The organism is Mycobacterium vicinigordonae (genome assembly GCF_013466425.1).
Taxonomy (GTDB): Bacteria; Actinomycetota; Actinomycetes; order Mycobacteriales; family Mycobacteriaceae; genus Mycobacterium; species Mycobacterium vicinigordonae.
The window spans coordinates 5370691-5397408 of the sequence record NZ_CP059165.1 but is presented as its reverse complement, the minus strand read 5'-3'; the positions used below and the strand labels follow the sequence as shown (position 1 = coordinate 5397408).

At 65.8% G+C, this 26718-nt stretch carries 27 protein-coding genes; 20 read left to right on the top strand and 7 right to left on the bottom strand.

Going from position 1 to position 26718, the window contains the following annotated elements; genetic code table 11:
• The first annotated feature begins 71 nt into the window (after positions 1 to 71).
• From H0P51_RS24025 to H0P51_RS24000, 6 genes are all read left to right on the top strand, one after another.
• Positions 72 to 1262, top strand: a complete 1191-nt coding sequence (locus H0P51_RS24025; RefSeq protein WP_180915320.1) for an amidohydrolase family protein — start codon at positions 72 to 74, stop codon at positions 1260 to 1262.
• Positions 1263 to 1318: 56 nt separating this feature from the next.
• A complete protein-coding gene (locus H0P51_RS24020; RefSeq protein ID WP_213016754.1) occupies positions 1319 to 2722 on the top strand; it encodes a FadD3 family acyl-CoA ligase in 1404 nt (467 codons plus the stop codon).
• 336 nt (positions 2723 to 3058) lie between these two features.
• A complete protein-coding gene (locus H0P51_RS24015) occupies positions 3059 to 3997 on the top strand; it encodes a hypothetical protein (protein WP_425488918.1) in 939 nt (312 codons plus the stop codon).
• A complete protein-coding gene (locus H0P51_RS24010) occupies positions 3994 to 4599 on the top strand; it encodes a twin-arginine translocation pathway signal (RefSeq protein WP_180915319.1) in 606 nt (201 codons plus the stop codon). Before H0P51_RS24015 ends, H0P51_RS24010 begins: the two co-directional genes overlap by 4 nt.
• A 7-nt stretch (positions 4600 to 4606) precedes the next feature.
• Positions 4607 to 5236 carry a fatty-acid--CoA ligase gene (locus tag H0P51_RS24005; protein WP_180915318.1) on the top strand — a complete coding sequence of 210 codons (630 nt, stop codon included), beginning with the start codon at positions 4607 to 4609 and terminating at the stop codon, positions 5234 to 5236.
• A gap of 9 nt (positions 5237 to 5245) precedes the next feature.
• Entirely contained in the window at positions 5246 to 5431 is a 186-nt protein-coding gene (locus H0P51_RS24000) for a (2Fe-2S)-binding protein (RefSeq protein WP_180915317.1), read from the top strand.
• A 43-nt stretch (positions 5432 to 5474) separates the two neighbouring features.
• Here the strand turns inward: H0P51_RS24000 and H0P51_RS23995 are convergent, their stop codons facing one another.
• Positions 5475 to 7148, bottom strand: coding sequence for an alpha-keto acid decarboxylase family protein (locus H0P51_RS23995; RefSeq protein ID WP_425488916.1), 1674 nt, complete (start codon positions 7146 to 7148; stop codon positions 5475 to 5477).
• Between the two features lie 82 nt (positions 7149 to 7230).
• On the opposite strand from H0P51_RS23995, the gene H0P51_RS23990 reads away from it, so the two are divergent.
• From H0P51_RS23990 to H0P51_RS23975, 4 genes are read left to right on the top strand one after another with little or no spacing between them, the layout of a single operon-like run.
• Complete coding sequence (locus H0P51_RS23990) at positions 7231 to 7674, top strand: SRPBCC family protein (protein WP_180915315.1); 444 nt, start codon at positions 7231 to 7233, stop codon at positions 7672 to 7674.
• Positions 7675 to 7679: 5 nt separating this feature from the next.
• Positions 7680 to 8759, top strand: a complete 1080-nt coding sequence (locus tag H0P51_RS23985) for a CaiB/BaiF CoA transferase family protein (RefSeq protein WP_180915314.1) — start codon at positions 7680 to 7682, stop codon at positions 8757 to 8759.
• Between the two features lie 58 nt (positions 8760 to 8817).
• Complete coding sequence (locus tag H0P51_RS23980; RefSeq protein WP_180915313.1) at positions 8818 to 9282, top strand: SRPBCC family protein; 465 nt, start codon at positions 8818 to 8820, stop codon at positions 9280 to 9282.
• Complete coding sequence (locus H0P51_RS23975; protein WP_180915312.1) at positions 9282 to 9719, top strand: SRPBCC family protein; 438 nt, start codon at positions 9282 to 9284, stop codon at positions 9717 to 9719. The genes H0P51_RS23980 and H0P51_RS23975 overlap by 1 nt, the downstream gene beginning before the upstream one ends.
• Here the strand turns inward: H0P51_RS23975 and H0P51_RS23970 are convergent.
• A complete protein-coding gene (locus tag H0P51_RS23970; protein WP_180915311.1) occupies positions 9712 to 10890 on the bottom strand; it encodes a pyridoxal phosphate-dependent aminotransferase in 1179 nt (392 codons plus the stop codon). The genes H0P51_RS23975 and H0P51_RS23970 overlap by 8 nt on opposite strands.
• 231 nt (positions 10891 to 11121) lie before the next feature.
• On the opposite strand from H0P51_RS23970, the gene H0P51_RS23965 reads away from it, so the two are divergent.
• Positions 11122 to 12333, top strand: coding sequence for an acetyl-CoA C-acetyltransferase (locus tag H0P51_RS23965; RefSeq protein WP_180915310.1), 1212 nt, complete (start codon positions 11122 to 11124; stop codon positions 12331 to 12333).
• An 18-nt stretch (positions 12334 to 12351) separates the two neighbouring features.
• Positions 12352 to 14496: a 3-hydroxyacyl-CoA dehydrogenase NAD-binding domain-containing protein gene (locus H0P51_RS23960; RefSeq protein ID WP_180915309.1), complete on the top strand. Its 2145-nt coding sequence runs from the start codon at positions 12352 to 12354 to the stop codon at positions 14494 to 14496.
• A 104-nt stretch (positions 14497 to 14600) separates the two neighbouring features.
• On the opposite strand, the gene H0P51_RS23955 is transcribed toward H0P51_RS23960, so the two are convergent.
• Positions 14601 to 15458: an LLM class F420-dependent oxidoreductase gene (locus H0P51_RS23955; protein WP_180915308.1), complete on the bottom strand. Its 858-nt coding sequence runs from the start codon at positions 15456 to 15458 to the stop codon at positions 14601 to 14603.
• Positions 15427 to 16698 (bottom strand): FAD-dependent monooxygenase, encoded by a 1272-nt coding sequence (locus H0P51_RS23950; RefSeq protein WP_180915307.1) that lies wholly within the window; start codon positions 16696 to 16698, stop codon positions 15427 to 15429. Before H0P51_RS23950 ends, H0P51_RS23955 begins: the two co-directional genes overlap by 32 nt.
• Positions 16699 to 16774: 76 nt before the next feature.
• Here H0P51_RS23950 and H0P51_RS23945 point away from each other — a divergent pair, with 76 nt between their 5' ends.
• From H0P51_RS23945 to H0P51_RS23930, 4 genes are all read left to right on the top strand, one after another.
• Positions 16775 to 17320, top strand: coding sequence for a TetR/AcrR family transcriptional regulator (locus tag H0P51_RS23945; RefSeq protein ID WP_180915306.1), 546 nt, complete (start codon positions 16775 to 16777; stop codon positions 17318 to 17320).
• A gap of 10 nt (positions 17321 to 17330) precedes the next feature.
• Complete coding sequence (locus tag H0P51_RS23940; protein ID WP_180915305.1) at positions 17331 to 18326, top strand: LLM class F420-dependent oxidoreductase; 996 nt, start codon at positions 17331 to 17333, stop codon at positions 18324 to 18326.
• Between the two features lie 118 nt (positions 18327 to 18444).
• The gene (locus H0P51_RS23935; protein ID WP_180915304.1) at positions 18445 to 18870 is read left to right on the top strand and encodes a Zn-ribbon domain-containing OB-fold protein; all 426 of its coding nucleotides are present in this window, start codon (positions 18445 to 18447) and stop codon (positions 18868 to 18870) included.
• 1 nt (position 18871) lies between these two features.
• The gene (locus tag H0P51_RS23930; RefSeq protein ID WP_180915303.1) at positions 18872 to 20017 is read left to right on the top strand and encodes a thiolase family protein; all 1146 of its coding nucleotides are present in this window, start codon (positions 18872 to 18874) and stop codon (positions 20015 to 20017) included.
• Positions 20018 to 20126: 109 nt separating this feature from the next.
• Here the strand turns inward: H0P51_RS23930 and H0P51_RS23925 are convergent, their stop codons facing one another.
• Complete coding sequence (locus H0P51_RS23925) at positions 20127 to 21776, bottom strand: DNA repair helicase XPB (RefSeq protein ID WP_180915302.1); 1650 nt, start codon at positions 21774 to 21776, stop codon at positions 20127 to 20129.
• Between the two features lie 28 nt (positions 21777 to 21804).
• Positions 21805 to 24063, bottom strand: a complete 2259-nt coding sequence (locus H0P51_RS23920; RefSeq protein ID WP_180915301.1) for a helicase-associated domain-containing protein — start codon at positions 24061 to 24063, stop codon at positions 21805 to 21807.
• Positions 24064 to 24126: 63 nt separating this feature from the next.
• On the opposite strand from H0P51_RS23920, the gene H0P51_RS23915 reads away from it, so the two are divergent.
• The 4 genes from H0P51_RS23915 (at position 24127) to H0P51_RS23900 (ending at position 25719) form a co-directional block, all read left to right on the top strand.
• On the top strand, positions 24127 to 24321 hold the full coding sequence (locus H0P51_RS23915; RefSeq protein ID WP_180919196.1) for a hypothetical protein: 195 nt from the start codon (positions 24127 to 24129) through the stop codon (positions 24319 to 24321).
• 71 nt (positions 24322 to 24392) lie between these two features.
• The gene (gene moaC / locus H0P51_RS23910) at positions 24393 to 24818 is read left to right on the top strand and encodes a cyclic pyranopterin monophosphate synthase MoaC (protein WP_425489092.1); all 426 of its coding nucleotides are present in this window, start codon (positions 24393 to 24395) and stop codon (positions 24816 to 24818) included.
• On the top strand, positions 24815 to 25297 hold the full coding sequence (locus H0P51_RS23905; protein ID WP_180915300.1) for a MogA/MoaB family molybdenum cofactor biosynthesis protein: 483 nt from the start codon (positions 24815 to 24817) through the stop codon (positions 25295 to 25297). The genes moaC and H0P51_RS23905 overlap by 4 nt, the downstream gene beginning before the upstream one ends.
• Entirely contained in the window at positions 25294 to 25719 is a 426-nt protein-coding gene (locus tag H0P51_RS23900; protein WP_180915299.1) for a molybdenum cofactor biosynthesis protein MoaE, read from the top strand. Before H0P51_RS23905 ends, H0P51_RS23900 begins: the two co-directional genes overlap by 4 nt.
• A gap of 28 nt (positions 25720 to 25747) precedes the next feature.
• Here the strand turns inward: H0P51_RS23900 and H0P51_RS23895 are convergent, their stop codons facing one another.
• Complete coding sequence (locus tag H0P51_RS23895) at positions 25748 to 26716, bottom strand: transglycosylase family protein (RefSeq protein ID WP_180915298.1); 969 nt, start codon at positions 26714 to 26716, stop codon at positions 25748 to 25750.
• Positions 26717 to 26718 lie beyond the last annotated feature (2 nt).

Genomic DNA, 26718 nt, shown 5'->3' with positions numbered 1-26718 from the left:
TAAACCCGGGGGCACGTTGCGGCGCGAGTACCAAGAGAATATGATTCTCGCAAATTGCGAAGGAGGATTTCATGGGCCAGTTATCGCATCGGGAGGATGTGCCGTTCCCGATCTTTGACGCGGACAACCATCTGTACGAGCCGCCGGAGGCGCTGACCAAATTCCTGCCCAAGGAGTACCAGAGTTACGTCCAGTACGTGCAGGTCAACGGTCGCACCAAGATCGCGATCCGCGGCCAGATCAGCAACTACATTCCCAACCCGACCTTTGAGGTGGTCGCCCGGCCTGGCGCCTGGGAGGAGTACTTCAAATACGGCAACCCGGACGGCAAGAGCAAGCGGGAGCTCTTCGGTGAGCCGATGCGGGCGATCCCGGCGTTCTTCGAGCCCGGCCCGCGCCTGGAGACGATGAACGAGCTGGGCCTGGACCGCACGCTGATGTTCCCGACGTTGGCCAGCCTGCTCGAGGAGCGGCTGCGTGACGACCCGGTTGCGATCCACGTCCTGGTCCACGCGCTGAACCAATGGCTCGACGAAGTCTGGGGCTTCAACTATCAGAACCGCATCTTCACTACCCCGGTCATCACGCTGCCGATCGTCGAGAAGGCGATCGAGGAGCTGGAATGGGCGGTCAAGCGCGGTGCTCGCGCCATTCTGGTCCGCCCGGCGCCAGTGCCCGGCTTCCGCGGCCCCAGGTCGTTCGCGCTGCCCGAGTTCGATCCGTTCTGGGAGCGGGTCGTCGAGTACGACGTGCTGGTCGGGATGCACTCCAGCGACAGTGGTTACTCTCGTTACACCTCCGAGTGGGACGGCGCCGACCAGGAGATGCTGCCGTTCCAGACGAATGCGATGGGGATCCTCAACGAGTGGCGGCCCATCCAGGACTCGGTCGGGTCGTGGGTCATTCACGGCGCGCTCTACCGCCACCCGAAGCTGAAGGTGGCGATTGTCGAGGCCGGTTCGAAGTGGATGACCCCGTTGCTCGACGGGTTGGCCGAGGTATTTCGGAAGGCTCCGGAAGCCTTCCCGAGCGACCCGGTCGAGATGGTCAAGAACCGGATCTTTGTGAGCCCGTTCTTCGAGGATGGCATCGACGACCTGGTCAACCTTGTCGGTGTGGATCAGGTGTTGTACGGCTCGGACTGGCCGCACCCGGAAGGGCTGGCTGAGCCGACGTTCTACGTCAACGCGCTGTCGCACCTGTCCGTCGAGGACCAGGCGAAAATCATGGGCGGCAACCTCGGTCGTCTTGTCACGGTGTGACAAACCTGGCCAACGTTGCCGACTTGGCCAGTAGAAGCTGGCGGACCATCCCCGAGATGGTCTTGAGCGCAGCGGACCGGTTCGGTGACGCGGAAGCGGTCGTCGACGGTCCGCTGCGCTTGACCTTCCGCGAGCTTGTCGACCGAATACGTTGTGCAGCTGGTGCTTTCGCTGAACTTGGCATCGGCAAGGGGGATCGGGTCGCCGTCTGGGCGCCCAACTCCGTGGAGTGGATCGTCGCGGCGTTCGGTCTGCTCACCGCCGGCGGCGTGCTCGTTCCGGTCAACACGCGATTCAAGGCCGACGAGGCGGGCGATGTCATCGTTCGCAGCGGGGCCAAGGCGGTTCTGGTCCAGCAGGGATTCCTGGATCAGGACTACGCCTCACCTGCCGGGATACCTGTCATCGACCTGAAATCCCGCTTTCTGCAAAGTGGTTCGCCGTTCGAGATGCCGGTGGACGGCGCCGATATCTCCGATATCATCTTCACCTCGGGTACCACCGGCCGCCCCAAGGGCGCGATGATGAACCACGAGCAGACGTTACGGATGTACGAGGAGTGGGCCACGCTCGCCGATCTGCGCGAGGGCGACCGCTACCTGATGATCAACCCGTACTTCCACACCTTCGGCTTGAAAGCGGGCCTCATCACGTCGTTCCTGCGCGGCGCCACGATGTTGCCCGTCGCGGTCTTCGATATTGACGGGGTCGTGGATCTCGTTGAGCGCGAACGCGTCACGATGCTCCCGGGACCACCGACCTTGTACCATTCACTGTTGACGGTGCGCGACAAATCCCGGCTGTCCACGCTGCGGGCGGGCGTGACCGGAGCCGCCGACATCCCCGTCGAGCTGGTGCGTCGCATCCACGAAGAACTGCCGTTCCAGACGTTGATGACCGGTTACGGACTGACCGAGGCGGGCAACGTGACTTTGTCCCGGCCCGGCGACACCTTCCAGGATGTGGCCACCACCGCCGGACTGCCGTGCGACGGCGTGGAGGTGCGGATCGCCGAGGACGGGGAGGTGCTGGTTCGCGGCTACGGCGTGATGCAGGGGTATCTCGACGATCCGGTCGCGACCGCCGAGGCGATCGACAGCAACGGGTGGCTGCACACCGGCGACCTAGGCAGCATCGACGTCGCCGGACGGTTGCGCATCGACGGCCGCAAGAAGGACATGTTCATCGTCGGCGGCTTCAATGCCTATCCGGCTGAGATCGAGGGCTTTCTGCTGAAGCATCCCGCCATCTCGCAGGCGGCGGTGATCGGCGCACCCGACGAGCGGCTGGGGCAGGTCGGCAAGGCGTTCGTGGTCTGCCACAGCCCCGTCGAAGCGCAGGAACTCATCGACTGGTGCCGCGAGCGCATGGCGGGATTCAAGGTGCCACGTTCGGTGGAGTTTCTCGACGCGCTACCGCTCAACGCGACTGGCAAGGTCGTCAAGGACCTGCTGCGCTGAGCCCGCCCCGGGGGAGGGTCTGATATGCCAAAAATAAGAATGATATTTCCGCAGTTGACCAGGACTTTTTGGTGGGAGTACTTTACATCTTCGGTAGGGTGGCGGGCGGACAGTGATAATCTCGCTCTCCGATGGCTGCTGTCGCGTACAGGTCTAACCACGCTCAAGTTGTCGCGCACCATCGTTGGTGCCGAGTAGGGTTTGGGCCGGTCGGCGATGCCGGTGGTCACCGACGGGTAGGCGGTAGAGGAGTTCCAGGTTGAGCGACAAGCAGTCTCGCTCTCTAGCCGACGAGCGGGGGACGGCGGCATCCGACAGGATGCTGCCGAGACGAAATTGTCTCCGCTGAAAAAGTACGAGACTCCGCGGGATATCGCGGAGATGAGGTCGCTGGCCGAGGAAGCGGAGGCTGAGGCTGCCGAGGCCGAAGCCCTCGCCGCCGCCGCTCGGGCCCGGGCCCGAGCGATCCGGCTGCGTCGCGAGGCCGAACTCGTCGAATCAGACCACGACGCACCGAGCGGCACCGCCGAAGCAGAAACCGTCGAGGCGGAGATCGCCGCGGCGGCCAGCGAGCCGGACGCTGTGGCCGCGCCCCAAGCCGAGGGACCCTCAAAGGTCGCGGCCCGCAAGGCGGAGCCGAGCAAACTCACCAAACCCGCCGAAGAGGCCGAAGAGACCGAACCGGTGGGCCAGACCGAAGAGATCACCGGTGGTGAAACCGCCACGGCCCACGATCCGGAAGGGGCGACCGCCGAATCTGGCCGGCGGCTGCTCCCGCTGCGGCGTCCGAAACTGTCCGAAGTCGCCGTGGTTCTCGCCGTCCTCGTCGTGCTGGCCTCAGTGGGAGCCAGCGTCGAGATGTCCATCCTGCACCGCAATGCGGCCCGTGAACGCCAGCAGGTGGAGCAGTTCGCCGCAGCTGCGCGCCAAGGCGTGGTGACTTTGACCTCGCTGGACTTCGAGCACGCGAAGGAAAGTGTCCAACGCATCGAGGACGTCGCCACCGGTGACTTCAAGGCAGATTTCCTGAAGATGGCCGACGACTTCACCCGGACCGTGGAGGAGTCGAAGGTGGTGGCGCAGGGCAGCGTTCAGGCCACTGCGGTGGAACGCGACACCATGACCGAAAACTCGGCGGTCGTACTGGTCGCAAGTACTGCTGAGATCACGAATTCTGCTGGAGCTAAACAAGATCCACGCAAATACCGGCTGATCGTGACAATGACTCGCGACGGTGGACAACTCAAGATGTCCAGAGTGGAGTTCGTGCCGTGACCGCAGAGGAGACCTCGGTAGTCGAGGAGAAGGAAAAGCTCGAAGCCGCGGGCGAGTCGCGTCCGGGCCGGCTCACGCGTCTCGGTGGGCGGTTGAGCAAACTTCGGGCGAGCAGGTTGTCGTCGACGGCCGGCGCCATTTTGTTGGCCGCGCTCGTGGTGGTCTCGCTGTTGGCGCTCGGTGGACAGTACTGGTTTATCAACCGCCAGGACAAAGCAGTCGACGCGGACGCCGCCAAGGCCGCAGTCACCGCCGCCAGCGATGGCGTGGTCGCCATCCTGTCCTATTCGCCCGAAACGCTTGAGCGCGACTTCTCGTCTGCCAGAACGCGTTTGACGGGTGACTTCCTGTCTTACTATGACAATTTCTCGCGTCAGGTCATCGCCCCGGCGGCCACCCAGAAGTCGCTGAAGACGACGGCGGTGGTGTTGCGTGGAGCGCTGACCGAATTCCACCCCAACTCGGCCGTCGTCCTGTTGTTCGTCAACCAAACCACCCAGAGCAAGGACCGCCCGGAGCCGTCCATGGCCGCGAGTACGGTGCTGGTCACCTTGATCAAGGCTGACGGCAAATGGCTTATTTCGCAGTTCAATCCGGCCTAGGAACGTCATGAGCGACGGCGACATCCACTCGATGGTGATTGCGTCGGACTACCGAATTCCGGATCCGACCAAAGTGTGGCCGCTGCTCGAGCGTCGCAAGGCGGCGCTGGCCGACATCGGTGCTCACCATGTGCTCGTCTATACCTCGACCCACGACTACGGCCGGGTCCTGGTGATGATCGGCGTGCACAGCCGCGAGCCCATCGTGGAACTCCTGCGGTCAAGGGTCTTCTTCGATTGGTTCGATGCGGTCGGTGTCGACGACATCCCGGCCGTGTTCGCCGGCGAGATCGTGGACAGGTTCGTCGCTGAATCTCCGCCGGCTGCTCCCAAAGCGCCCGGGGTGGTGGTGGCCGCGTTCGCGTCGGTGAATAGCGTGCCGACACTGAGCGCCGAAGTCGGCCTAGCGATGGAGCGGTTCACCGCCGCCGGCATCCGGAAGACCTGGGTTTTCCAGGCTTTCGACGATTCCCACGAAGTGCTGATCCTGCAAGAGTTTCCCGATGAGGACAGCGCCCGGGAATGGATCGAGCACCCGGATGCGGCTGCGCAGTGGTTGAGAGGCGTGGGCATCGGCGCCTACCCGCCGCTGTTCGTCGGCCGTTTCTCCGACATGATCCGGATCGGGACGGACTAGCGGCGCGCGATGTACGTGTGTCTGTGCAATGGCATCACCAGCCATATGGTCGCTGAGGCCGTCGGCGCGGGCGCATGCACCACCAAGGAGGTCGCCGCCGCCTGCGGGGCGGGTGCGGATTGCGGGCGCTGCCGGCGTACCGTGCGGGCGATCATCTCATCGGCGACCGTGGACAGCACGTCCAAGCCCGCCTAAGCCTTGGGCTGCCCTTCCTATCCAGCCTTGGGCTGCCCCCTTCCTATCCCGATTGCTGGTGCGGCGGCGCCATCGGTCCGACGAGTTGGGCCAGCAGTGGCGGAATCTCGAGTCGTGGCAGCACCACCTCGACGAGCACCATCCGGTCCCGGTTCTCCGCGGCCGCGGTGAGCGCGTCGTCGAGTTCGCCGTAGGTCTGCGCGCGGAACGCGAGGTAGTCTCGTACGCCCAGCGTGTGCGGCAAGTCGGTCCAGCGCCAGCCGACGATGTCGTTGTAGGGCGCCGTTTCTCCGTGGATTGCGCGCTCCACGGTGTAGCCGTCGTTGTTGACCACCACGATCACCGGGGACAGCCCTTCGCGGGCGAACGTCCCTAGCTCCTGCACCGTCAGCTGCGCGGCCCCGTCCCCGATCAGCAGCACCGCCCTGCGTTCAGGATGCGCCACCGCGGCGCCGAACGCCGCGGGCAATGTGTAACCGATTGAGCCCCAGAGGGGTTGGCCGATGAAGGTGACTCCTTGCGGCAGCACGTGGTCGGCCATGCCGTAGAAGGATGTGCCCTGATCGGCCAGCACCACGTTGCCCGGCGTCAGCGCCGAGCACAGCCGATCCCACAGAACCCGCTGGGTGAGTGCCGAGTTGCGATCTGGGGTGGGGGCGGGCGGTGCGGCCGGTGGCGGCGCCACGGCCGGTGACCTGATTCCACGCTCGGTAAGTATCGCGGCGAGCGCCTGTAGTGCAGCGCCCATTTCCAGTGGTGCGAACACTTCGTCGGCCACGCTGCTCTGATACTGGTCGATGTCGATGGTGCGCGCCGGGTCGATGCGCTGACTGAAGAATCCGCTAACCATGTCGGTGAACACCACGCCGGCCGTCACCAATACCGGCGCCTGTTCGATCGCGGTGCGCACCCGCTCGGCGCTGGCCGAACCGGCATAGATACCAAGGAAATTCGGAGAGCTTTCGTCGAGCAGACTCTTACCCCACACCAACGTGGCGTGCGGCACCACGTCGGCCGCCAGTAGCGCCTCTAACTCGCCGACCGCCTGCAATCGGTGCACCAACAGGTCCGCGAGCACCGTCAACTGATGGTCACCGATCAGCTTGGCGGCGGCTTCGGTGAACATGGCCAGCGCGCGTGGGCTGGTGCCCCCGCTGTAGCGCGGTAACGGGGCATCGGGCGGCTCGGTGGGGAAGCGGGCCACGTCGGTGGACATCAGCAGGTACCCGGGCCGTTTCTGTTCGCGCACCTCGCTGAGCACCCGGTCGATCTCGCGGCGGGCCGTTGCGGGCATGAGATTGGCTTGCGCACATGTGATTTCGCGGCTGATTCGGAAGAAGTGCTCGAAGTCGCCATCGCCGAGCGAGTGATGCAACGCCCGTCGGGTGGCCTGGGCATCCTTGGACGGACCGCCGACGATGTGCACCACCGGTACGTGCTCGGCGTAGCTGCCCGCAATCGCGTTGGTTGCCGAGAGTTCACCCACACCGAAAGTTGTTACCACAGCTGACATTCCGCGAAGGCGTCCGTAACCGTCGGCGGCGTAGCCGGCATTGAGCTCGTTCGCATTACCCACCCAGCGCAGCTTGGGATGGGCGACAATGTGGTCGAGGAACGCGAGGTTGTAGTCGCCGGGGACGCCGAAGATCTCGGTGACGCCGAGCTCCGCGAGGCGGTCCAACAGGTAGTCGCCGACGCTGTAAACGGATTCGGTCATGCCGTCGACGGTACGCCCCGGAGACGACATATCAGTGCAACGGCTATTCCCCAGGGACACGGCCCGCGATATCGTGCGGGCCATGGCAATCAAAGAATCCCGCGACATCGTCATCGAAGCCAGTCCCGAGGAGATCCTGGATGTCATCGCCGATTTCGAAGCGATGCCCGACTGGTCCGAACCGCATCAGAGTGCCGAGGTCCTCGAGACCGGGGCCGACGGTCGTCCGAGCAAAGTCAAGATGAAGGTGAAGACCGCGGGCATCACCGACGAGCAGGTGGTGGCCTACACCTGGGACGGCAACGAGGTGAGCTGGACGCTGGTGAATTCAAGCCAGCAGAAGGCGCAGGACGGCAAATACACCCTGGTGCCAAAGGGTGGCGACACGCTGGTGAAGATGGAGATCACCGTCGACCCGAACGTGCCGCTGCCTGGCTTCGTGCTCAAGCGAGCCGTTAAGGGATCTATCGATTCGGCCACCAAGGGATTGCGCGAGCGGGTGCTGAAGGTGAAGAAGGCGAAGTAACACCGGTGGTGGGCGGGGGCCCCCTGGCCGGGGTGCGGGTGATCGAACTGGGCGGCATCGGGCCCGGACCGCACGCGGGCATGGTGCTCGCCGACCTCGGCGCCGACGTGGTGCGGGTGCGCCGGCCCGGCGGCCTGCAGATGCCTGCCGAGGATCGCGACCTGCTGCACCGCGGCAAGCGAATCGTCGATCTCGATGTGAAGTCCCACCCCGACGTGCTGCTGGAGTTGGCGGCCAAGGCCGACGTATTGCTGGACTGCTTCCGGCCCGGCACCTGCGAACGGCTCGGTATCGGGCCCGACGAGTGCGCGGCGATCAATTCGCGGCTGATCTTCGCGCGCATCACCGGCTGGGGACAGGACGGCCCGCTGGCATCAAGGGCGGGACACGACATCAACTACCTGTCGCAGACCGGCGCGATGTCGTCGCTGGGATACCGCGACCGGCCGCCGACCCCGCCGCTGAACCTGGTTGCCGACTTCGGCGGCGGCTCGATGCTGGTGTTGCTGGGCATTGTGACCGCACTCTACGAACGCGAGCGGTCCGGCCAGGGACAGGTCATCGATGCCGCAATGGTCGACGGGGTCAGCGTGCTGGCCCAGGTGATGTGGACGATGAAGGCGACCGGCTCGCTGCGCGACGAACGGGAATCGTTCCTGCTCGACGGCGGTGCCCCGTTCTACCGCTGCTACGAGACCTCCGACGGCAAGTACATGGCCGTGGGCGCCATCGAGCCGCAGTTCTTCGCGGCGTTGCTGGCAGGGCTCGAATTGACGGTGGACGAGGTGCCGGCCCAACTGGAACGAGATTCCTTTCCACGGATGCGCGAGTTATTCGAGGCGAAGTTCGCCAGCCGGACGCGCGACGAGTGGACCGAGGTGTTCGCCGATACCGACGCATGTGTGACGCCCGTGCTGAGCTGGAGTGAAGCGGCAGGTGACGCCCATTTGCGGGGGCGGTCTACGGTGGTCAGCGCGCACGGCGTCGACCAGGCCGCCCCGGCACCGCGGTTCTCGCGAACACCCGGCGGACCCGTCGGCAAACCTCCCACCGAGACCACCCCGCTCGCCGAGATCGGGTGGTAACAGACAAATTGCTCCAACAGCTCCCGATGTCAGGACGACGTTGCTAGTTTTGAACGCGGTGGCCGTAAAAGCATCGCGAGAATTTCTTATTGAGGCGCCCCAGGAAGCCGTCATGGAGGCGCTGGCGGACGTCGACGTGCTGATGTCGTGGTCGCCGCTGCACAAGAGCATCGAAGTGCTCGACTATTACCCCGACGGCCGGCCGCACCACGTGAAGGCCACGGTTAAGATCCTGGGGCTTGTCGACAAGGAGATCCTCGAATACCACTGGGGCCCAGACTGGGTGGTGTGGGACGCAGGCAAGACCAACCAGCAGCACGCTCAACACGTGGAGTACAACGTCACCGCCGAGGGCCCCGAGACGACGCGGGTGCGCTTCGACATCACCGTCGAACCAGGTGGTCCTATCCCAGGTTTCATCGTCCGGCGAGCCAGTGAGCATGTATTGGACGCTGCCGCAAAGGGATTGCGTGAACGGGTGCTAGGCGAGTCGGATGGTGAACCCGCGGAGAAGAAGAAGTAGTGGCTGTTCAAGCGTCCTCCGAGATTGTCATAGACGCGCCGCCTGAGGCGATCATCGACGCGATCGCCGACATCGAGGCGTTGCCGGGTTGGTCGTCGGTGCACAAGCGGGCCAAAGTCGTCGACACCTGGCCGGACGGCCGCCCTCGGCATGTGAAGGTCATCGTCAAAGTGGCCGGCATCATCGACAAAGAGATCCTCGAATACCACTGGGGCCCGGACTGGGTGGTGTGGGACGCCAAGAAGACTCGTCGGCAGCACGCCCAGCATGGCGAGTACAACTTCAGCCGCGAAGCGGACGACCGGACCAGAGTGCGTTTCACACTCACGGTCGAGACCTCGGCGCTACTGCCGGAGTTCATGGTCAAGCGCGCCCGCGAAAAGGTTTTGTGGGTGGCGACCGAGGGTTTGCGCGAGCAGGTGGTCGCGCCTACTTAGTTGCGGCTTTGAGCGTGGCCAGCCGCCGCAGCGCCTCGTCGAGGGTGGCGTCGCGTTTGCAGAATGTGAAGCGCACCAAGTGGTTCCAGAGTTCGGCGGTATGTGAGTCCGGGTCGCAGAACGCCGACATGGGAATGGCGGCCACACCGACCCGTTCCGGCAGCGCCGCGCAGAACGCGGTGCTGTCGTGGTAGCCAAGCGGGCGCGGGTCGGCGCACAGAAAATAGGTGCCGTGGCTGTCGTGCACCGCGAACCCGATGTCACTCAGCCCGGTTGCCAGTCGATCGCGCCGGGCCTGCAGTTCGTTGCGGAGCGCGGCGACCCAGCGGTCCTGAGTGTCCAGCGCCAGGGCTACCGCGGGCTGGAACGGCGCTCCGCCGACGTAGCTGAGATACTGTTTGGCTGCCCGGACGCCGGCGATGAGATGTGCTGGGCCGCAGGCCCATCCGATCTTCCAGCCGGTGCAGTTGAACATCTTGGCCGCGCTAGAGATGGTGATCGTGCGCTGCGCCATGCCGTCCAAGGCGGCCAGCGGCAGATGCCGCTGCCCCTCGTAGACCAGGTGCTCGTACACCTCGTCGGTGATCACTAATAGGTCCGCGGCGGTAGCGATCTCGGCGATAGCTTGTAGTTCGGGCGGGCTGAGTACGGCGCCGGTGGGGTTGTGCGGCGAGTTGACGATCAGAGCTCGGGTGCGGGGTGTGACGGCACGGCGCAGCGCGTCGGCGTCGAGAGCGAAACCGCGGCCATCGGCGACCAGGGGTACCGGGACGCGGCGCGCGCCGGCCATCGCCACCACGGGTGAGTACGAGTCGTAGAACGGTTGGATCAACAGCACCTCGGAGCCGGGTTCTACCAATCCGAGCACCGCGGATGCGATGGCTTCGGTAGCGCCGACGGTGACCAGGACCTCGGTCTCCGGGTCGTACTCGATGCCGTAATGCCTGCGCCGCTGCGCGGCGATGGCCTGGCGCAGCGGCGCGATGCCGGGGCCGGGCGGATACTGATTGACGCCGGCGGCGATCGCATCCTGAGCGGCTTGCAGCATTTCGGGCGGGCCGTCGTCGTCAGGGAAGCCCTGCCCCAGGTTGACCGCGCCGATGCGCGCGGCCAGCGCCGACATCTCAGCGAACACCGTGGTGGCGTAGGGCTGCAGCCGCGGGACGGTCATGGTGGTCGAGCCTAGAGCGCGTGAGTTGCCCCGCCGAACGTCCGGCCAGGGTGCGCGGGCCGCCGGGAATCGGTCTGGCCGGACACTCGGCGCCGAAAAGGGTAGCTACAGTGATGCTGACCTGCGAACTTCCTCCCAACCAACAGGTTGGCCGAATGTCCTGTTAGGGTGCCTGTACTGGACCTACTCTGTAAGACGGATCCGAAACCCCTTTTGGAATAGGAAATCGACATGTCCGAAGAAGCCTTCATCTACGAGGCCATCCGCACGCCGCGCGGAAAGCAGAAGAACGGATCGCTGACCGAGGTAAAGCCGCTCGACCTGGTCGTCGGTTTGATCGACGAGCTGCGGCGGCGCAACCCTGACCTCGACGAGAACCTGATCAGCGACATCGTGCTGGGTGTCGTATCGCCGGTCGGCGACCAGGGTGGCGACATCGCCCGCACCGCGGTGCTGGCGGCCAAGATGCCCGACACGGTAGGCGGGGTGCAGCTCAACCGGTTCTGTGCCTCAGGCCTGGAGGCCGTCAACATCGGCGCCCAGAAGGTGCGCTCCGGCTGGGACGACCTGGTGATCGCCGGTGGTGTGGAGTCCATGAGCCGGGTTCCGATGGGCTCGGACGGCGGCGCGATGATGGCCGACCCGGCCACCAGCTACGACGCCTACATCGTCCCGCAAGGCATCGGTGCCGACCTGATCGCCACCATCGAGGGCTTCTCCCGCGACGACGTCGACGCATACGCGCTGCGGTCGCAGTCCAAGGCCGCCGAGGCGTGGTCGGGCGGCTACTTCGCCAAGTCCGTGGTCCCAGTCCGTGACATGAACGGGTTGGTGATCCTCGACCACGACGAGCACATGCGTCCCGACACCACCGCCGAGGGGCTGGGCAAGCTCAAGCCGGCGTTCGAGGGGCTGGCGGCGATGGCCGGCTTCGACGACGTGGCGCGCCAGCGCTACCACTGGGTCGAGAAGATCAACCACGTGCACACCGGCGGCAACAGCTCCGGCATCGTCGACGGCGCCGCACTGGTGCTGATCGGTTCCGAGGCGGCCGGCAAGTCGCAAGGGCTGACCCCGCGGGCGCGCGTCGTGGCGACGGCCACCACCGGCGCGGACGCCACGATCATGCTCACCGGCCCCACCCCCGCCACCCAGAAAGCGCTGGACCGAGCCGGACTGACCGTCGACGACATCGACCTTTTCGAGCTCAACGAGGCGTTCGCTTCGGTCGTGCTGAAGTTCCAGAAGGACCTGCGCATTCCCGACGAGAAACTGAACGTCAACGGTGGCGCCATCGCGATGGGGCACCCGTTGGGGGCAACCGGCGCCATGATCACCGGAACCATGGTCGACGAGCTTGAGCGCCGCAACGCGCGACGCGCGCTGATCACCCTATGCGTCGGCGGCGGCATGGGTGTCGCGACCATCATCGAGCGCGTCTGAGAGGGATTTAAAAAAGTCATGGCTGAGAACACGATTCATTGGAATAAGGATGCCGACGGCATCGTCACCCTGACGCTGGACGACCCGACCGGGTCGGCCAATGTGATGAACGAGCACTACCAGGAGTCGATGCACAAGGCGGTCGAACGCCTTGTCGCGGAAAAGGATTCGATCACCGGCGTGGTGATCGCCAGCGCCAAGAAGACTTTCTTCGCCGGCGGTGACCTCAAGGGCATGATCCAGCTCGGCCCGGAGAACGCGGGCGATGCGTTCGACACCGTCGAGAGCGTCAAACGAGATCTGCGCACCCTGGAGACCCTCGGCGTGCCGGTGGTGGCCGCCATCAACGGTGCCGCCCTCGGCGGTGGCCTCGAGATTGCCCTGGCCTGTCACCACCGCATCGCGGCCGACGTCAAGGGTCTGGTCGTGGGCCTGCCCGAAGTCACCCTGGGCCTGTTGCCCGGCGGTGGCGGCGTGGCCCGCACGGTACGGATGTTCGGCATCCAGAACGCGTTCATGAACGTGCTGTCGCAGGGCACCCGCTTCAACCCGAAAAAGGCCAAGGAGGTCGGGCTAGTCGACGAGCTGGTCGGCTCGGTCGACGAACTGGTGCCGGCGGCCAAAGCGTGGATCAAAGCCAACCCGGAGTCGCACACCCAGCCGTGGGATGTGAAGGGCTACAAGATCCCTGGCGGCACCCCGGCGTCGCCGGCACTGGCCGCGATCCTGCCGTCGTTCCCGTCGCTGCTGCGTTCACAGCTCAAGGGCGCGAACATGCCGGCGCCGCGCGCGATCCTGGCTGCTGCCGTCGAGGGCGCGCAGGTGGACTTCGACACCGCCTGCCGCATCGAGAGCCGTTACTTCACCTCGCTGGTGACCGGTCAGGTTGCCAAGAACATGATCCAGGCGTTCTTCTTCGACCTGCAGACCATCAACGGCGGTGGGTCCCGGCCAGACGGTATCCAGCCGGTCAAGATCAACAAGATCGGCGTGCTTGGCGCCGGCATGATGGGTGCCGGTATCGCTTACGTCTCGGCGAAGGCCGGCTACGAGGTGGTGCTCAAGGACGTCTCCTTGGAGGCCGCACAGAAGGGCAAGGGCTACTCAGAAAAGCTTGAGGCCAAAGCACTTGAGCGCGGCAAGACCACCAAGGAGAAGTCGAGCGCTCTGCTGGGCCGAATCCATCCGACAGCCGACCCCGCCGATCTGAAGGGCGTCGACTTCGTTATCGAGGCTGTCTTCGAGAACCAGGATCTCAAGCACAAGGTGTTCCAGGAGATCGAGGACATCGTCGAACCGAACGCGGTGCTCGGATCCAACACCTCCACGCTGCCGATCACCGGTCTGGCTACCGGCGTCAAGCGGCAGGAGGACTTCGTCGGTATCCACTTCTTCTCGCCGGTCGACAAGATGCCGTTGGTGGAGATCATCAAGGGCGAGAAGACATCTGACGAAGCGCTGGCTCGGGTGTTCGACTACACGCTGGCTATCGGCAAGACCCCGATCGTGGTCAACGACAGCCGCGGTTTCTTCACCTCACGCGTGATCGGCACCTTCGTCAACGAGGCGCTAGCGATGCTCGGCGAAGGCGTTGAGCCGGCTTCGATCGAGCAGGCCGGTTCGCAGGCCGGTTACCCGGCGCCGCCGCTGCAGCTCTCCGACGAACTCAACCTGGAGCTGATGCACAAGATCGCCGTCGCCACCCGCAAGGGCGTCGAGGACGCCGGCGGCAAGTACGAGCCGCACCCGGCAGAAGCCGTGGTGGAGAAGATGATCGAGCTCGGCCGCTCGGGTCGTCTCAACGGCGCCGGCTTCTACGAGTACCCCGAGGGCAAGCGGTCCGGGTTGTGGCCGGGCCTGCGGGAGACGTTCAAGTCGGGCTCCTCGGAGCCGCCGCTGCAGGACATGATCGACCGGATGCTGTTCGCCGAGGCTCTGGAAACTCAGAAGTGCCTGGACGAGAACGTGCTGACTTCGACGGCGGACGCCAACATAGGGTCCATCATGGGCATCGGATACCCACCCTGGACCGGTGGTAGCGCACAGTACATTGTGGGCTACGAAGGGCCGCACGGGCGGGGCAAGGCAGCCTTCGTGGCCCGTGCCCGGGAGCTGGCCGAGAAGTACGGCGATCGCTTTCTGCCGCCGGACTCGTTGACTTAACAAGTCGGCGTAAGCCAAGCAAAGGCCCCCGAAACAACGGTGTTTCGGGGGCCTATTGCTACCGGCCTCCGGGCCGTTGACCGAGCTTTGAGTGCGTTTGAAATCTAGATGGCCGCGGCCAAGCGGCGCCATTGCTCCCGGGGGAACTCTTTCGGGTCGGCCGTGAGGACTTGAACGCAGACATGGTCGGCGCCGGCAGCCTGATGCTCGGCGACCCGACGCATGATTGCGGCCTCATCGCCCCACACGATGATCGCGTCGAACAGCCGTTCGCTGATCTGCTTGATGTCGTCCTCGGAGAACCCGCTGCGCAGCATGTTGTTGGCGTAATTCGGCATCGCCAGGTAGCCGCGCAGCCAATCGGTTCCGATGCTGCGCGCCTCGTCGGCGTTGTCGGTCAGGATCGCGGTCTGCTCGGGCAGCAGCAGCGGGCCCTGTCCGAGTGTGGTACGGGCGGTAGCGGTGTGCTCCGGCGTGACCAGATAGGGGTGGGCACCGCGGGCGCGGGTTGCCGCTAGTGCCAACATCTTTGGACCTAGCGCTGCCAGTACCCGCCGGTCGCTGGACACCGGCGTGTCGGCGGCATCCAGACCGTCCAGGAACGACGCCGTCGCGGCCAGTGGTTTGCGGTATCGACCGGGAGTGCCGGCGTCGATCAGTGGGGCGTGGCTGACGCCGATCCCGAGCAGGAAGCGGTCGCCGTGTTCGGTGTTCAGCGCCGCGTAGGACTTGGCGGTGTCTTCGGGCGTGTGCATCCACAGGTTGAGGATGCCGGTTGCGATGACGGTGCGCTTGGTGGCGGCTAGTAGGCGGCCCACCGCCTCGAAGACCGCTCCGCCGACGTCGGGAATCCACAATGCGGGAAACCCCAACTCGTCCAATTCCGTTGCGGCATCGGTCGCTTCGGCTGCGTTACCGTAGCGCAGTTGACTACTCCATATTCCGACACCGTTGAGATCCATTCGGGGCCAGTCCTCTCGTCAGCGGCTTTGGTGCCATGTTGCCAAACGAGTAATCGGAGTATTGCATCGAGTCGAAGAGTCGCACACCCTTGGTGTTCAGCTTGGCGACGGCCCTGGTCAGGCTTGCGGGCAGCGCTGAGATCAGTTGCGCACCGCGGGTCAGGGCCCACACTCCGGCGGCGGAGCTAGGAACGATGCTCTTGGCCGCCGTGCGCGCGAAGGCGCGGCTGCGCCGTACCGCTTCGGCCATCTGCTGCTCGTAGCAGGCGAATGCCCGCGGATAGTCTCCGCCGGCGCGCGCCAGCTCCCCGGCGAGGACGTAGGCGCCGAGAACCGCGATGCTGGTGCTTCCACCGACCGCGGGACCGGGGCAGTACCCGGCATCGCCTACCAGCGCGACCCGTCCGCGCGACCACGCGTCAAGCTGCAATTGGATGATCGAGTCGAAGTAGAACGCCGGTGTGACGTCGAGCCCGTCGAGCCAGCGGTCGACCTGTGGATGCATCCCGGCCACTGCTGCGCGTAGTAATTGCTTTTGCCGCAACACATCCCGATGGTGATACCGCAGTTCTTCCTTGCTGCGGAACAAAAACAGCGCGCGAGCGTCCTGCAACGGCTTGGCGGTGTAAATGCCGGCCATCCGGCCTGCCGCCAGATGAACGACCATTTCACCTTCGCGTGCAAGGGATTTCGGTACCGACACGACGGCAAGATGGCCGCCGAGAAACCTGGTGTGGCCGGCGTCGCCACCGAACACCAGACTGCGCACGTTGGAGTGCAATCCGTCGGCGCCGACGATCACGTCGAAGTCGCGTGGCTTGTTGTGCTCGAATGTCACTCGGCCGTCGGGGGAGATGGCGATGATCGAGTCGCCGAACAGGTACTCGGCGTCGTCTCGGGTGGCGTTGTAGTAGACCTCGCTGAGGTCGTCGCGCATGATCTCGACGTGTCGGTCGGACGAGGCGGCGTAGACCTTGGTGAGGTTGACGTGTACCGGCCGTTTAGCGCCATGGCGCCGCAGCGTCAGCTCGGTGGTGCCGGTCTGCAGCGCCTCGATTTGGGGCAGCACGCCCATCTTCTCCGAGATCTCCATCGCAGGCCGGAACAGGTCGACGGCGTGGCCGCCGGTTTTGCGGAGTTGTCCGGCCCGCTCGACGACGGTCACGTCGAAACCATGCCGGATGAGCCAGTACGCGAGGACCGGACCCGAGATGCTGGCGCCCGAGATCAGGATACGCATGATCAGCCTCCTTACTTAACGTTAGGTAAGCGTATCCCATGATTTTACCTATCGGTAGGTCAGTTAATCTGGTCAGGTGACCAAGCCCAGGTCAGACACCCGGCAGCGCATTCAGGACGCGGCACGCTCACTGTTCGCACGACAGGGTGTGCAGCGCACCAGCCTGCAGGACATCGCCGACGAACTCGGGATCACCAAGCCTGCGCTCTACTATCACTTCGAGTCGCGCGAAGACCTGATACGCAGCATCGTGGTGCCGCTCATCGAAGAGGGGCAGCTGTTCGTCGCCGAGTGGGAGGCACGCGGCGAGGTCGATATCCGCGAACTCCTGGAAGGCTATTTCGACTTCCACTACCGGCACCGCCAGGACCTGATCGTGGTGCTGACCGAGCTGACCATGCTGGCCGACCTCGGCCTGATCGACACCGTGATCGCCTGGCGCGAGCAACTCGGACGGCGAGTTTTCGGCCCGACTCCGACGCTGGCGCAGGCGACACGCGCGGCGGTTGCTTTCGGCGGATTGCAGGACTGCTGCATGCAATTCCCCGAAGCCCCGTACGACGAGTTGCGAGCTCGTTCGGTGGAGGCAGGGCTGGCCGCGCTCGGGGTCGGGCAGGTCTAAAGTCAGCGCAATGCGCTTCGGACTCTTCATCCCGCAAGGCTGGCGAATGGATCTCGTCGGCGTCGAACCCGAGCGGCACTGGGAGGTGATGCGCGAGCTCGCCACGTACGCGGACGGCGGTGCCTGGGATTCGCTGTGGGTCTACGACCACTTTCATACCGTGCCGCTACCCAGCGACGAAGCCACCCACGAGGCGTGGTCATTGATGGCGGCGTACGCGGCGGTCACCACGCGGATCAAACTCGGCCAGATGTGCACCGCGATGAGCTACCGCAACCCGGTCTACCTGGCCAAGGTGGCGGCCACCACTGACATCATCTCCGGTGGCCGCGTCCAGATGGGTATCGGTGCCGGCTGGTACGAACACGAATGGCGCGCTTACGGTTACGGCTTCCCGTCGGCGGGGGTGCGGCTGGCCCGGCTGGACGAGGGCGTGCAGATCATGCGCGATGCGTGGCGGCACGGCAAAGTGAGCTTTGACGGCAAGCACTACCAGGTGGACGGAGCGATCGTCGCACCCAAGCCGTTGCAGGACAAAGGAATTCCGTTGTGGATCGCCGGCGGTGGCGAGAAGAAGACACTCCGCATCGCCGCGCAGTATGCGCAGTTCACCAACTTCACCCCGGAGCCGGAGGCCTTCGCCCATAAGTCGCAGATACTTGCCGAGCACTGCCGCAGTCTTGGGACCGACTTCGACGCCATCGTCCGGTCGGCCAACTTCACCGCGGTCGTCGGCACCTCCGAGGCCGACGTTGCAGACCGGGTTCGGCGAGTTCGGGATCGGCTCGCTGGTTATATGCCCGAGTCGCTGGCTGAGTCGATGGTGGGTGCCATCCCCGACTCGGCGTCGGGCACGCCCGAACAGATCATCGAGCGGCTGGCGAAGGCGCGCGACATCGGCTGCGAATATGCGATCTGCTACTTCCCTGAGGCGGCATACGACCGATCCGGGATCGAGCTTTTCGAGCGGGAAGTGATTCCCGCGCTCGGCGCGCCGGCCGACTAGTCGTCGGCGCCGAGGAGCGCCGGTAGCAGCCGCTGCGAGAATCAGATTTCCACTTTTGCGGAACGCTGTTGTACCGTCGGGTGAGTCGCATTGTCCCGTGTCCGACGGAGGATCCTCGATGCAGAAGGCACTCGCCCCGGAGATCTCGACCTGGCCCGACGAGAACCCACAGCTGATCGGTAGTCGCTGCGGCGCCTGTGACGCCACCACCTTCCCCGTACAGCAGCGCTGTCCGCGTTGCAGCCTGGGGGAGATGAGCGATGTTCTGTTGCCGCGGCGCGGCACCGTCATCGCGTGGACCACGCAGGGGTTTCCACCCGGCGCGCCGTATGCCGGTCCGACCGGCAAGGACTTCGTGCCGTTCGGCGTGGGCCTGGTGCAATTGGGTGACGTGGTTCGTGTCGAGGGCCGGCTCACCGAAAACGACCCCGCCAAGCTGCAGTTCGGCCAGGAGGTCGAGTTGACCATGGTGCCGCTCATCACCGATGAGAACGGCGACGAGGTCATGACGTTCGCATTCCAGCCGGTCGGAACGGGAGCCTGAGATGACCAACGACGTTGCGATCATTGGTGTGGGGCTGCACCCGTTCGGCCGATTCGAGAAGACGGCCATGCAGATGGGCGCCGAGGCCATTCAGTCCGCCCTGACCGATGCCGGAGCGGAATGGAAGGACATCCAGTTCGGCTTCGGCGGTAGCCACGAGGTCTCCAACCCCGATGCGGTAACCCGGCTGGTCGGGCTGACAGGTATCACGTTCACCAATGTGTTCAATGCCTGCGCCACCGCCGCGAGCGCGATTCAGCAGACCGCCGACACCATCCGGCTGGGCAAGTACGACATCGGAATTGCGATCGGCCTGGACAAGCACCCGCGCGGCGCCTTCACCGACGACCCCGCCAAACTTGCGCTACCGCAGTGGTATGCCCAGAACGGGCAGTTCGTCACCACCAAGTTCTTCGGGATGAAGGCCAACAAGTACCTGCACGACCACAACATCTCTCAGGCCACCTTGGCCAAGGTGGCCGCGAAGAACTTCCGCAATGGTGCACTGAATCCGAATGCGTTCCGCCGCAAGCCGATTCCAGAAGAAGAGATCCTCAACTCGGCGGTGCTCAACTACCCGTTAACGCAGTACATGTTCTGCGCGCCCGACGAGGGCGCGGCGGCGGTCATCATGTGCCGCGCCGATCTGGCACACAAATACACCGACACCCCGGTGTACGTGCGGGCTTGCGAAATTCGCACCCGACGCTACGGCGCCTACGAGGTACACGCCACCTTCGCACCGCTCGACGAGGACGTCTCCCCGACGGTGTATGCGTCCAAGGCGGCTTACGAGGCCGCGGGCATCGGGCCCGAGGACGTCGACGTGGCCCAATTGCAGGACACCGATGCCGGTAACGAGGTCATCCACATGGCCGAGACGGGCCTGTGCGCCGACGGCGAGCAGGAAAAGCTGATTGCTGACGGTGCCACCGAGATTCACGGCTCGATGCCGGTGAATACCGACGGCGGGTTGATCGCCAACGGCGAACCGATCGGCGCCTCAGGACTACGGCAGATGCACGAGTTGGTGCGCCAGCTGCGCGGTGAGGCCGGCGAGCGTCAGGTGCCGGGAAATCCGCGGGTTGGGCTGGCACAGGTCTATGGCGCGCCGGGTACGGCGTCGGCGACCATCCTGTCCCTCTAGGCCCCCGCCGAGCAGACGTAAAAGCACCGTGGAACACCTGTTCCACGGTGCTTTTACGTCTGCTCGGCGTACGGAGTCGCGGCAGGGAGTTCGCGGTAGGGGGTGAGCTTTAGATGGCGGGGCCGAGTAGGTCGTCGGCGTCGCGGATGATGTAGCCGTAGCCCTGTTCGGCCAGAAAGCGTTGCCGGTGGGCAGCGTACTCGGCGTCCAGGCTGTCGCGTGCTACCACCGAATAGAAGATCGCCCCGCCGCCATCGGACTTAGGTCGAAGCAGCCGGCCCAGTCGTTGGGCCTCTTCCTGGCGGGACCCGAAGGTCCCCGAAACCTGCACCGCCACAGACGCTTCCGGTAGGTCGATGGAGAAGTTCGCGACCTTGGAGACCACCAGTGTCGAGATCTCACCGCTGCGGAACTTGTCGAAAAGCTCCTCGCGCTCCCGGGTCTTCGTTGATCCCTGGATCACCGGTGCGTCCAATTCGGCGCCAAGTTCCTCGAGCTGGTCGAGGTAGGCGCCGATCACCAACGTCTGCTCGCCGGGGTGATTCTTCAGAATCGATTTGACCACAGCAATTTTGGTGTGCACCGTCGAGCACAGCTTGTAGCGCTCCTCGGGTTCGGCGGTGGCGTAGTTCATCCGCTCGCTGTCGGTCATGGTGACCCGAACTTCCACACACTCCGCGGGTGCGATCCACCCCTGCGCCTCGATATCCTTCCACGGCGCGTCGTACCGCTTCGGCCCGATCAGGGAGAACACGTCACCCTCGCGGCCATCCTCGCGGATCAGAGTGGCTGTCAACCCGAGTCGCCGCCGCGACTGCAGGTCCGCGGTCATCCGGAACACCGGCGCCGGAAGCAGGTGCACCTCGTCGTAGATGATTAGGCCCCAGTCGCGGCTGTCGAAGAGTTCCAGGTGGCGGTACTCCCCTTTACTGCGGCGGGTGACCATCTGATACGTCGAGATGGTGACGGGCCGAATCTCCTTGCGCTCGCCGGAATACTCGCCGATCTCGTCCTCGGTCAGCGACGTGCGCGCGACCAGTTCGCGCTTCCACTGCCGGGCCGCCACGATGTTGGTGACCAGGATCAGCGTCGTCGCTTGGGCCTTGGCCATCGCCGCGGCGCCGACCAGAGTTTTGCCGGCCCCGCAGGGCAGCACCACCACGCCCGACCCGCCGGCCCAGAACGAGTCGGTGGCCAGCTGCTGGTAGTCACGCAGCTCCCAGCCGTCGGGCTGCAGGCTGATCGGGTGTGCCTCGCCGTCCACATACCCGGCAAGATCCTCTGCGGGCCAACCGATCTTGAGCAACATCTGCTTGACCCGGCCGCGCTCGCTGGGATGCACGACGACGGTATCGTCGTCGATGCGGGCGCCCAGCATCGGCGCGATCTTCTTGTTGCGGAGCACCTCCTCGAGCACCGCGCGGTCCAGGCTGATCAGTGTCAGGCCGTGGGCAGGGTGCTTGACGAGCTGTAGCCGGCCGTACCGGGCCATGGTGTCGACGATGTCGACCAGCAACGGTTGGGGTACTGCGTAACGGGAGAAGCTGACCAGCGCGTCGACCACCTGCTCGGCATCGTGGCCGGCTGCCCGCGCATTCCACAGCGCCAACGGCGTGATGCGGTAGGTGTGCACGTGCTCGGGCGCGCGTTCCAGCTCGGCGAACGGCGCGATGGCGGCGCGTGCTGCACCGGCCAGCTCGTGATCTACCTCAAGCAGCACCGTCTTGTCGGACTGCACGATCAACGGTCCGTCAGTCATTAGTTCATTATCGTCGGTGGACCGACAGCTATCGTTCGTCGGGCGACATCACCGAGGTGATGCGGTGGATGGCGAAGTCGCGCAGACGTCCGGACGCCGAGTCGAACGCCATCAGCTGCCCGCCCTTGACCACGATCGGGGACACCACCCGCTGGGTTGCCACCCCGGCGGCATCGAGATAGCCGATAAGCACCGTTTCCTGGTCTTTCGCGGCGCGCTGCAGTAGCGAGATGGCGACGGCGGGATCGACGCGGATGTTGCCGAAGGGTGCCGCGGTCACCGTGCGCAGGACCGCCACCACCGCCTGCAGCGTGTCGGTGCTGGGCTGCGACGGCGGCCGGTAGGGTCTGCGGCGCTGCGGTGTGGGCACCCGGGCACCACGGCCGCGCACGTCGACGATCGCGCCCGATGAGTCCTCGGCGGCCGGGGCGAACCCCGCCGCCCGCAAAGCCGTTAACACCTCGGCGATCGAGGCCGGAGACACCGCCACCGTCGGGGCCAGTGCCCGTATCTGCAAATCGGCGGCATCGGCCGCCGAGACCGCCTGGGCCAGCAACGCCGGGTCCTCGCAGCGCACGAATGAGGACGCCATTCCTATCCGAAGCTGCCCGTGCCGCCGCGCGACATCGTCGATCAGATAGGTGAGTCCCTGTGGCACCGGTGTTTTCGAGTGGTTGGCGAAGAACGCCTGCATCCAGTCCCGGGTCTTACCGACGTCCAGAGCGTGCCGGACCGATTGCTCGCTGACCCGGTAAACCATTGCCGCACCGGCGGATTCGATTGAAGCGACAGTGGCCAGTTCGTCGGCCAATTCGCGTTCCAACGGACCTGGCACCACCACCGTCAGGTCGGCCTGCACCAGGAAGTGATCGATCGGCTTCGGCAGCGCACGGACCATCGCGTCGACCACGGCGCCGCGATCGTCGTCGGCGTCCAGCAATGCCCGTCCCGGTGTGCTGATCGCCCCGCGCCCCACCAGACCCAGCGACTGCGCTTCGGACAGCAAATCGGCGACCGGCCCGGGTTGCAGCCGACGGGACCAGCGTGGACGGCGCCAGATCAACGCCGCCGACGCTGTTGTCTCGTTGACCCCGGCGCCCTCGGGCAACTCGGCCAACATGCCGAGCAGTAGCCGCCGGTCCAGCGGGGCTGCGGTGGAGAACAACGAGTCCGACAGTGCACCATAAGTTTTGCCGTCGGGCCCACGTGTGCCGATCAGTGTGGGCCGGCCCGGCAGGTCCAGCCAGGTGTCGGCCAGCAGGAGCCAGCGGTCGGCGGCCGACAGTGTGGTGTACCGATCGGCCGCTGTGGTGGGCGCCCAGTACGGTCCCTCACCGTAGGTCGGTTCCGGATCGGGCATGCCGCTGCCGATCAGGCCGGCGGCCGCCGCCAGCTCGAGGATCAGGCCCACGCCTGGTTCGTCGATGCCGGTCGACTTGGCCAGCCGCTTGATCTCACGAATCCCGAGCCCGCCGCTGCGCAGCTCGGCGACCGGTGTGGCGCTGAGGTTTTCCAGCAGCACGTCGACCTGTCGCAGCAGATCGATGACCGCGCCGGCGGCCGCGGCGTCGACGTCGGCGGGCTTGGTGGTCGAAACCACCGGATCGGGCGCGGTCAGCTGGATCGGACCGGGGTTCTCACCGCGCAGTACCTGACCGACGTGCCGAGGCAAGATGACCGTCTCGGCGTCGATGCGGCGCAGCAGCCCCGCGGAAAGCAAGCGCGGCACCGGCCGGTCCGGGGGAGCGCCGGGAGCGGCGTCGCGGGTCCGCCCCATCGGCGAACCCTCGAGCAGTTTGTCCAAGACGTCCCGCTCGGGTGGGTCGAGGCCGTCGACCAGGGCGGCGATCTCGTCGGCGCTGTGCGAGCGGTCCTCCAGGGTCACCTGGCCGGGATGCCACGGCAGCGCCGTCCCGGTGTCGCCGGCCACCCGCACTGCGGCGTCACCCCACGCCAGGGCGCGGTACTTGAGGTCGTCCAGTGCGGCAAGCACGTCCGGCTGTGGAGCGTGGTCGGAGATCAGGGCCAACAGCTTGGCCACCGGCACCGGCTCGGCGTCGGCCTGCAGCACCAGTAGCGCATCGAGGACCGCCAGGCGCAGGAAGTCGAGGTCGTCGGTCGCAGCCTTTATCGACTGTCGCGCCTGCGCGCGCGCAGCCAGCGCGGCGATGCTGCCGGGCGGGGGCTGGGCAAGGTCCGGCCGCAGCTCCAACAGCAGGATCAGTCGCTCGTCGGGCAGGTCGGCCAGCCAAGACCCCAGCGGGATATCCGGGGAATGTTCGGTCATTGCTGATCAAGCGTAGGCCCGACCGGTGGCCTACCGTCGCGTACGGTGCGCGGACCTGTCAGAATGGACCGCGTGGCTGACGCAGGCAAGGCAAAGTATGTGGACAACGGCTGGCCCACTACGGACCCCGACGACCACGCGGTGAGCGAACTCGTGACCGACCGAACGGGTGCACTGTCACCCTTCGGGGAAGTGGTGTTCCCGGTGCCCGCCGAGGAGTTGCCCTATGTACATCCGGTGACCATTGCCACCTGGTAGTCGTGTCCGGGTCGGCTGACCACAAAGCAGTTCCCGCGCTGTCCCACTTGGACGAGCGGGGTGCCGCGCACATGGTCGACGTCACCGCAAAGGACACCACCCGTCGCATCGCCGTCGCGGCGGGTGCACTGCGCACCTCCTCGACTGTGGTGGCGCTGATCTCGACGGGCGGTCTACCCAAAGGCGATGCCCTGGCCACCGCACGGGTCGCGGGCATCCTCGCAGCCAAACGCACCAGCGACCTGATCCCGCTGTGTCACCAGCTGGCTCTCACCGGAGTCGATGTCGAATTCACCGTGGGCACCTCAGATATCGAGATCAACGCGACGGTACGCAGCACCGACCGAACGGGGGTGGAGATGGAGGCGCTTACCGCGGTCAGCGTGGCAGCCCTGACCCTCTACGACATGATCAAAGCGGTCGACCCGGCTGCGCGCATCGACGATGTCCGGGTGCTGAGCAAAGAAGGTGGTCGCAGCGGAAGTTGGGTGAGGTGATGAGCCGATCCGCACGAGTGGTGATCGCGTCCACCCGGGCTGCTTCTGGTGCCTATACCGACGAATGCGGTCCCATCATCACTGAATGGCTTGAAGAACAAGGATTTTCACCAGTTGAGGCGCGCGTGGTCGCCGACGGAAACCCGGTCGGCGATGCCCTGCACGACGCTCTCGACGACGACGTCGACCTCGTCATTACCTCGGGGGGCACCGGCATCTCGCCCACCGACAGCACACCCGAGCAAACCGTTGCGGTGTTGGATTACGTCATCCCGGGATTGGCCGACGCAATCAGGCAGTCCGGGTTGCCGAAGGTGCCGACGTCGGTGCTGTCGCGCGGGGTCTGCGGGGTGGCCGGCAACACGCTGGTGGTTAACCTGCCGGGCTCACCCGGTGGGGTGCGGGATGGCCTCGGGGTGCTGGCCGGTGTGCTCGACCACGCGCTGTCGCAACTCGCCGGCGAAGACCACCGGCGATGACACTGGTCCTGCGCGCTGCAGTGACCGAACAGCCGATCCTTCTCGCCGAGCACGAGGCCCTGGTGGGTCACCAGTCCGCGGGGGCGGTCGTCGGCTTTGTCGGCATGATCCGTGACCACGACGGCGGGCGCCGGGTAGTGCGACTGGAGTATTCCGCGCACCCATCGGCGCCCGAGGTCTTCACCGAGGTGGTTGCGGGCGTGGCCGGCCAGGCCAGCGGCGTTCGGGCGGTGGCGGCCAGCCACCGCGTCGGGGTGTTGCACATTGGGGAGGCTGCGCTGGTGGCCGCGGTGGCGGCCGACCATCGTCAGGCGGCGTTTGCTACCTGTGCGCTATTAGTGGACACCATCAAAGCGCGACTACCGGTGTGGAAACACCAGTTCTTCGACGACGGCTCCGAAGAGTGGGTCGGCTCGGCCTGAACCGGAAGGCGCAGGCCGAGCCTGACGGTTACAGGACGGGACCCGCCACGAGCGCGTCGAGCGCGTCGTTGCCGGCGATGCCGTGTCCCACGATCGACTGCCACAGCTGCTGTGTGTAGCCGACGGTGGACACCTCGTGGACCCCGGTGGGGTTGCCCGTGTCGCCGGGCTGCAGGCCGGCTTCGACGACCGCCGGAGCAGGAGTCAGGTCGGCCGGTGCCGGGGGTAGGTCGGCGGGTGCCGGGGGTAGGTCGGCGGGTGCCGGGGGTAGGTCGGCGGGTGCCGGGGGTAGGTCGGCGGGTGCCGGGGGTAGGTCGGCGGGTGCCGGGGGTAGGTCGGCGGGTGCCGGGGGTAGGTCGGCGGGTGCCGGGGGTAGGTCGGCGGGTGCCGGGGGTAGGTCGGCGGGTGCCGGGGGTAGGTCGGCGGGTGCCGGGGGCAGGTCGGCGGGTGCCGGAGGCAGGTCGGCGGGTGCCGGAGGCAGGTCGGCGGGCGCGGGCGCTAGCTCGTTACCGGCCATCTGGACCGGCGCCGGGGCCTCGTCCACGGGCGGTGGCAGCTCACCGTTCGCGGGGGCCTCCTGGGGCGGGTCGAACGGGCCGAAACCAGCCGGCTCGGGGGAGGGATTGTGGGGCGACGGGCCCGACAGCCCGGTGCCGCACACCGGCCATGCACCGCGGCCTTGGGTCGCCAGCACACGCTCGGCGACGGCGATCTGCTGGTCTTTGGTGGCCATCTGCGCCGACGGGGCGTATTCGCTGCCGCCGTGCGAGGCCCACGTGCCGGCCGCGAACTGCACGCCGCCGTAGAAGCCGTTACCGGTGTTGATGGCCCAGTTGCCGCCGGATTCGCAGCGGGCTACAGCGTCCCACTCCGCGTCCGTGGCTGCGGTCGCCTGGCCGGCCATGGCGATGGCGCCGCCACCGAGGACGGTGCCCGTGAAGGCGATCTTGGCGACGCTGACGCTCGAAGTAGTGGGCTTGCGGTGCCGTCCACTCATAC

Bases quoted from the DNA above. Each gene is read 5' to 3' on its own strand.
- H0P51_RS24025 (WP_180915320.1), top strand. From the start codon at position 72: ATGGGCCAGTTATCGCATCGGGAGGATGTGCCGTTCCCGATCTTTGAC.
- H0P51_RS24020 (WP_213016754.1), top strand. From the start codon at position 1,319: ATGGTCTTGAGCGCAGCGGACCGGTTCGGTGACGCGGAAGCGGTCGTC.
- H0P51_RS24005 (WP_180915318.1), top strand. From the start codon at position 4,607: ATGAGCGACGGCGACATCCACTCGATGGTGATTGCGTCGGACTACCGA.
- H0P51_RS24000 (WP_180915317.1), top strand. From the start codon at position 5,246: ATGTACGTGTGTCTGTGCAATGGCATCACCAGCCATATGGTCGCTGAG.
- H0P51_RS23995 (WP_425488916.1), bottom strand. From the start codon at position 7,148: ATGACCGAATCCGTTTACAGCGTCGGCGACTACCTGTTGGACCGCCTC.
- H0P51_RS23990 (WP_180915315.1), top strand. From the start codon at position 7,231: ATGGCAATCAAAGAATCCCGCGACATCGTCATCGAAGCCAGTCCCGAG.
- H0P51_RS23970 (WP_180915311.1), bottom strand. From the start codon at position 10,890: ATGACCGTCCCGCGGCTGCAGCCCTACGCCACCACGGTGTTCGCTGAG.
- H0P51_RS23965 (WP_180915310.1), top strand. From the start codon at position 11,122: ATGTCCGAAGAAGCCTTCATCTACGAGGCCATCCGCACGCCGCGCGGA.
- H0P51_RS23960 (WP_180915309.1), top strand. From the start codon at position 12,352: ATGGCTGAGAACACGATTCATTGGAATAAGGATGCCGACGGCATCGTC.
- H0P51_RS23955 (WP_180915308.1), bottom strand. From the start codon at position 15,458: ATGGATCTCAACGGTGTCGGAATATGGAGTAGTCAACTGCGCTACGGT.
- H0P51_RS23950 (WP_180915307.1), bottom strand. From the start codon at position 16,698: ATGCGTATCCTGATCTCGGGCGCCAGCATCTCGGGTCCGGTCCTCGCG.
- H0P51_RS23940 (WP_180915305.1), top strand. From the start codon at position 17,331: ATGCGCTTCGGACTCTTCATCCCGCAAGGCTGGCGAATGGATCTCGTC.
- H0P51_RS23935 (WP_180915304.1), top strand. From the start codon at position 18,445: ATGCAGAAGGCACTCGCCCCGGAGATCTCGACCTGGCCCGACGAGAAC.
- H0P51_RS23930 (WP_180915303.1), top strand. From the start codon at position 18,872: ATGACCAACGACGTTGCGATCATTGGTGTGGGGCTGCACCCGTTCGGC.
- H0P51_RS23925 (WP_180915302.1), bottom strand. From the start codon at position 21,776: ATGACTGACGGACCGTTGATCGTGCAGTCCGACAAGACGGTGCTGCTT.
- H0P51_RS23920 (WP_180915301.1), bottom strand. From the start codon at position 24,063: ATGACCGAACATTCCCCGGATATCCCGCTGGGGTCTTGGCTGGCCGAC.
- H0P51_RS23915 (WP_180919196.1), top strand. From the start codon at position 24,127: ATGGACCGCGTGGCTGACGCAGGCAAGGCAAAGTATGTGGACAACGGC.
- moaC (WP_425489092.1), top strand. From the start codon at position 24,393: ATGGTCGACGTCACCGCAAAGGACACCACCCGTCGCATCGCCGTCGCG.
- H0P51_RS23900 (WP_180915299.1), top strand. From the start codon at position 25,294: ATGACACTGGTCCTGCGCGCTGCAGTGACCGAACAGCCGATCCTTCTC.
- H0P51_RS23895 (WP_180915298.1), bottom strand. From the start codon at position 26,716: ATGAGTGGACGGCACCGCAAGCCCACTACTTCGAGCGTCAGCGTCGCC.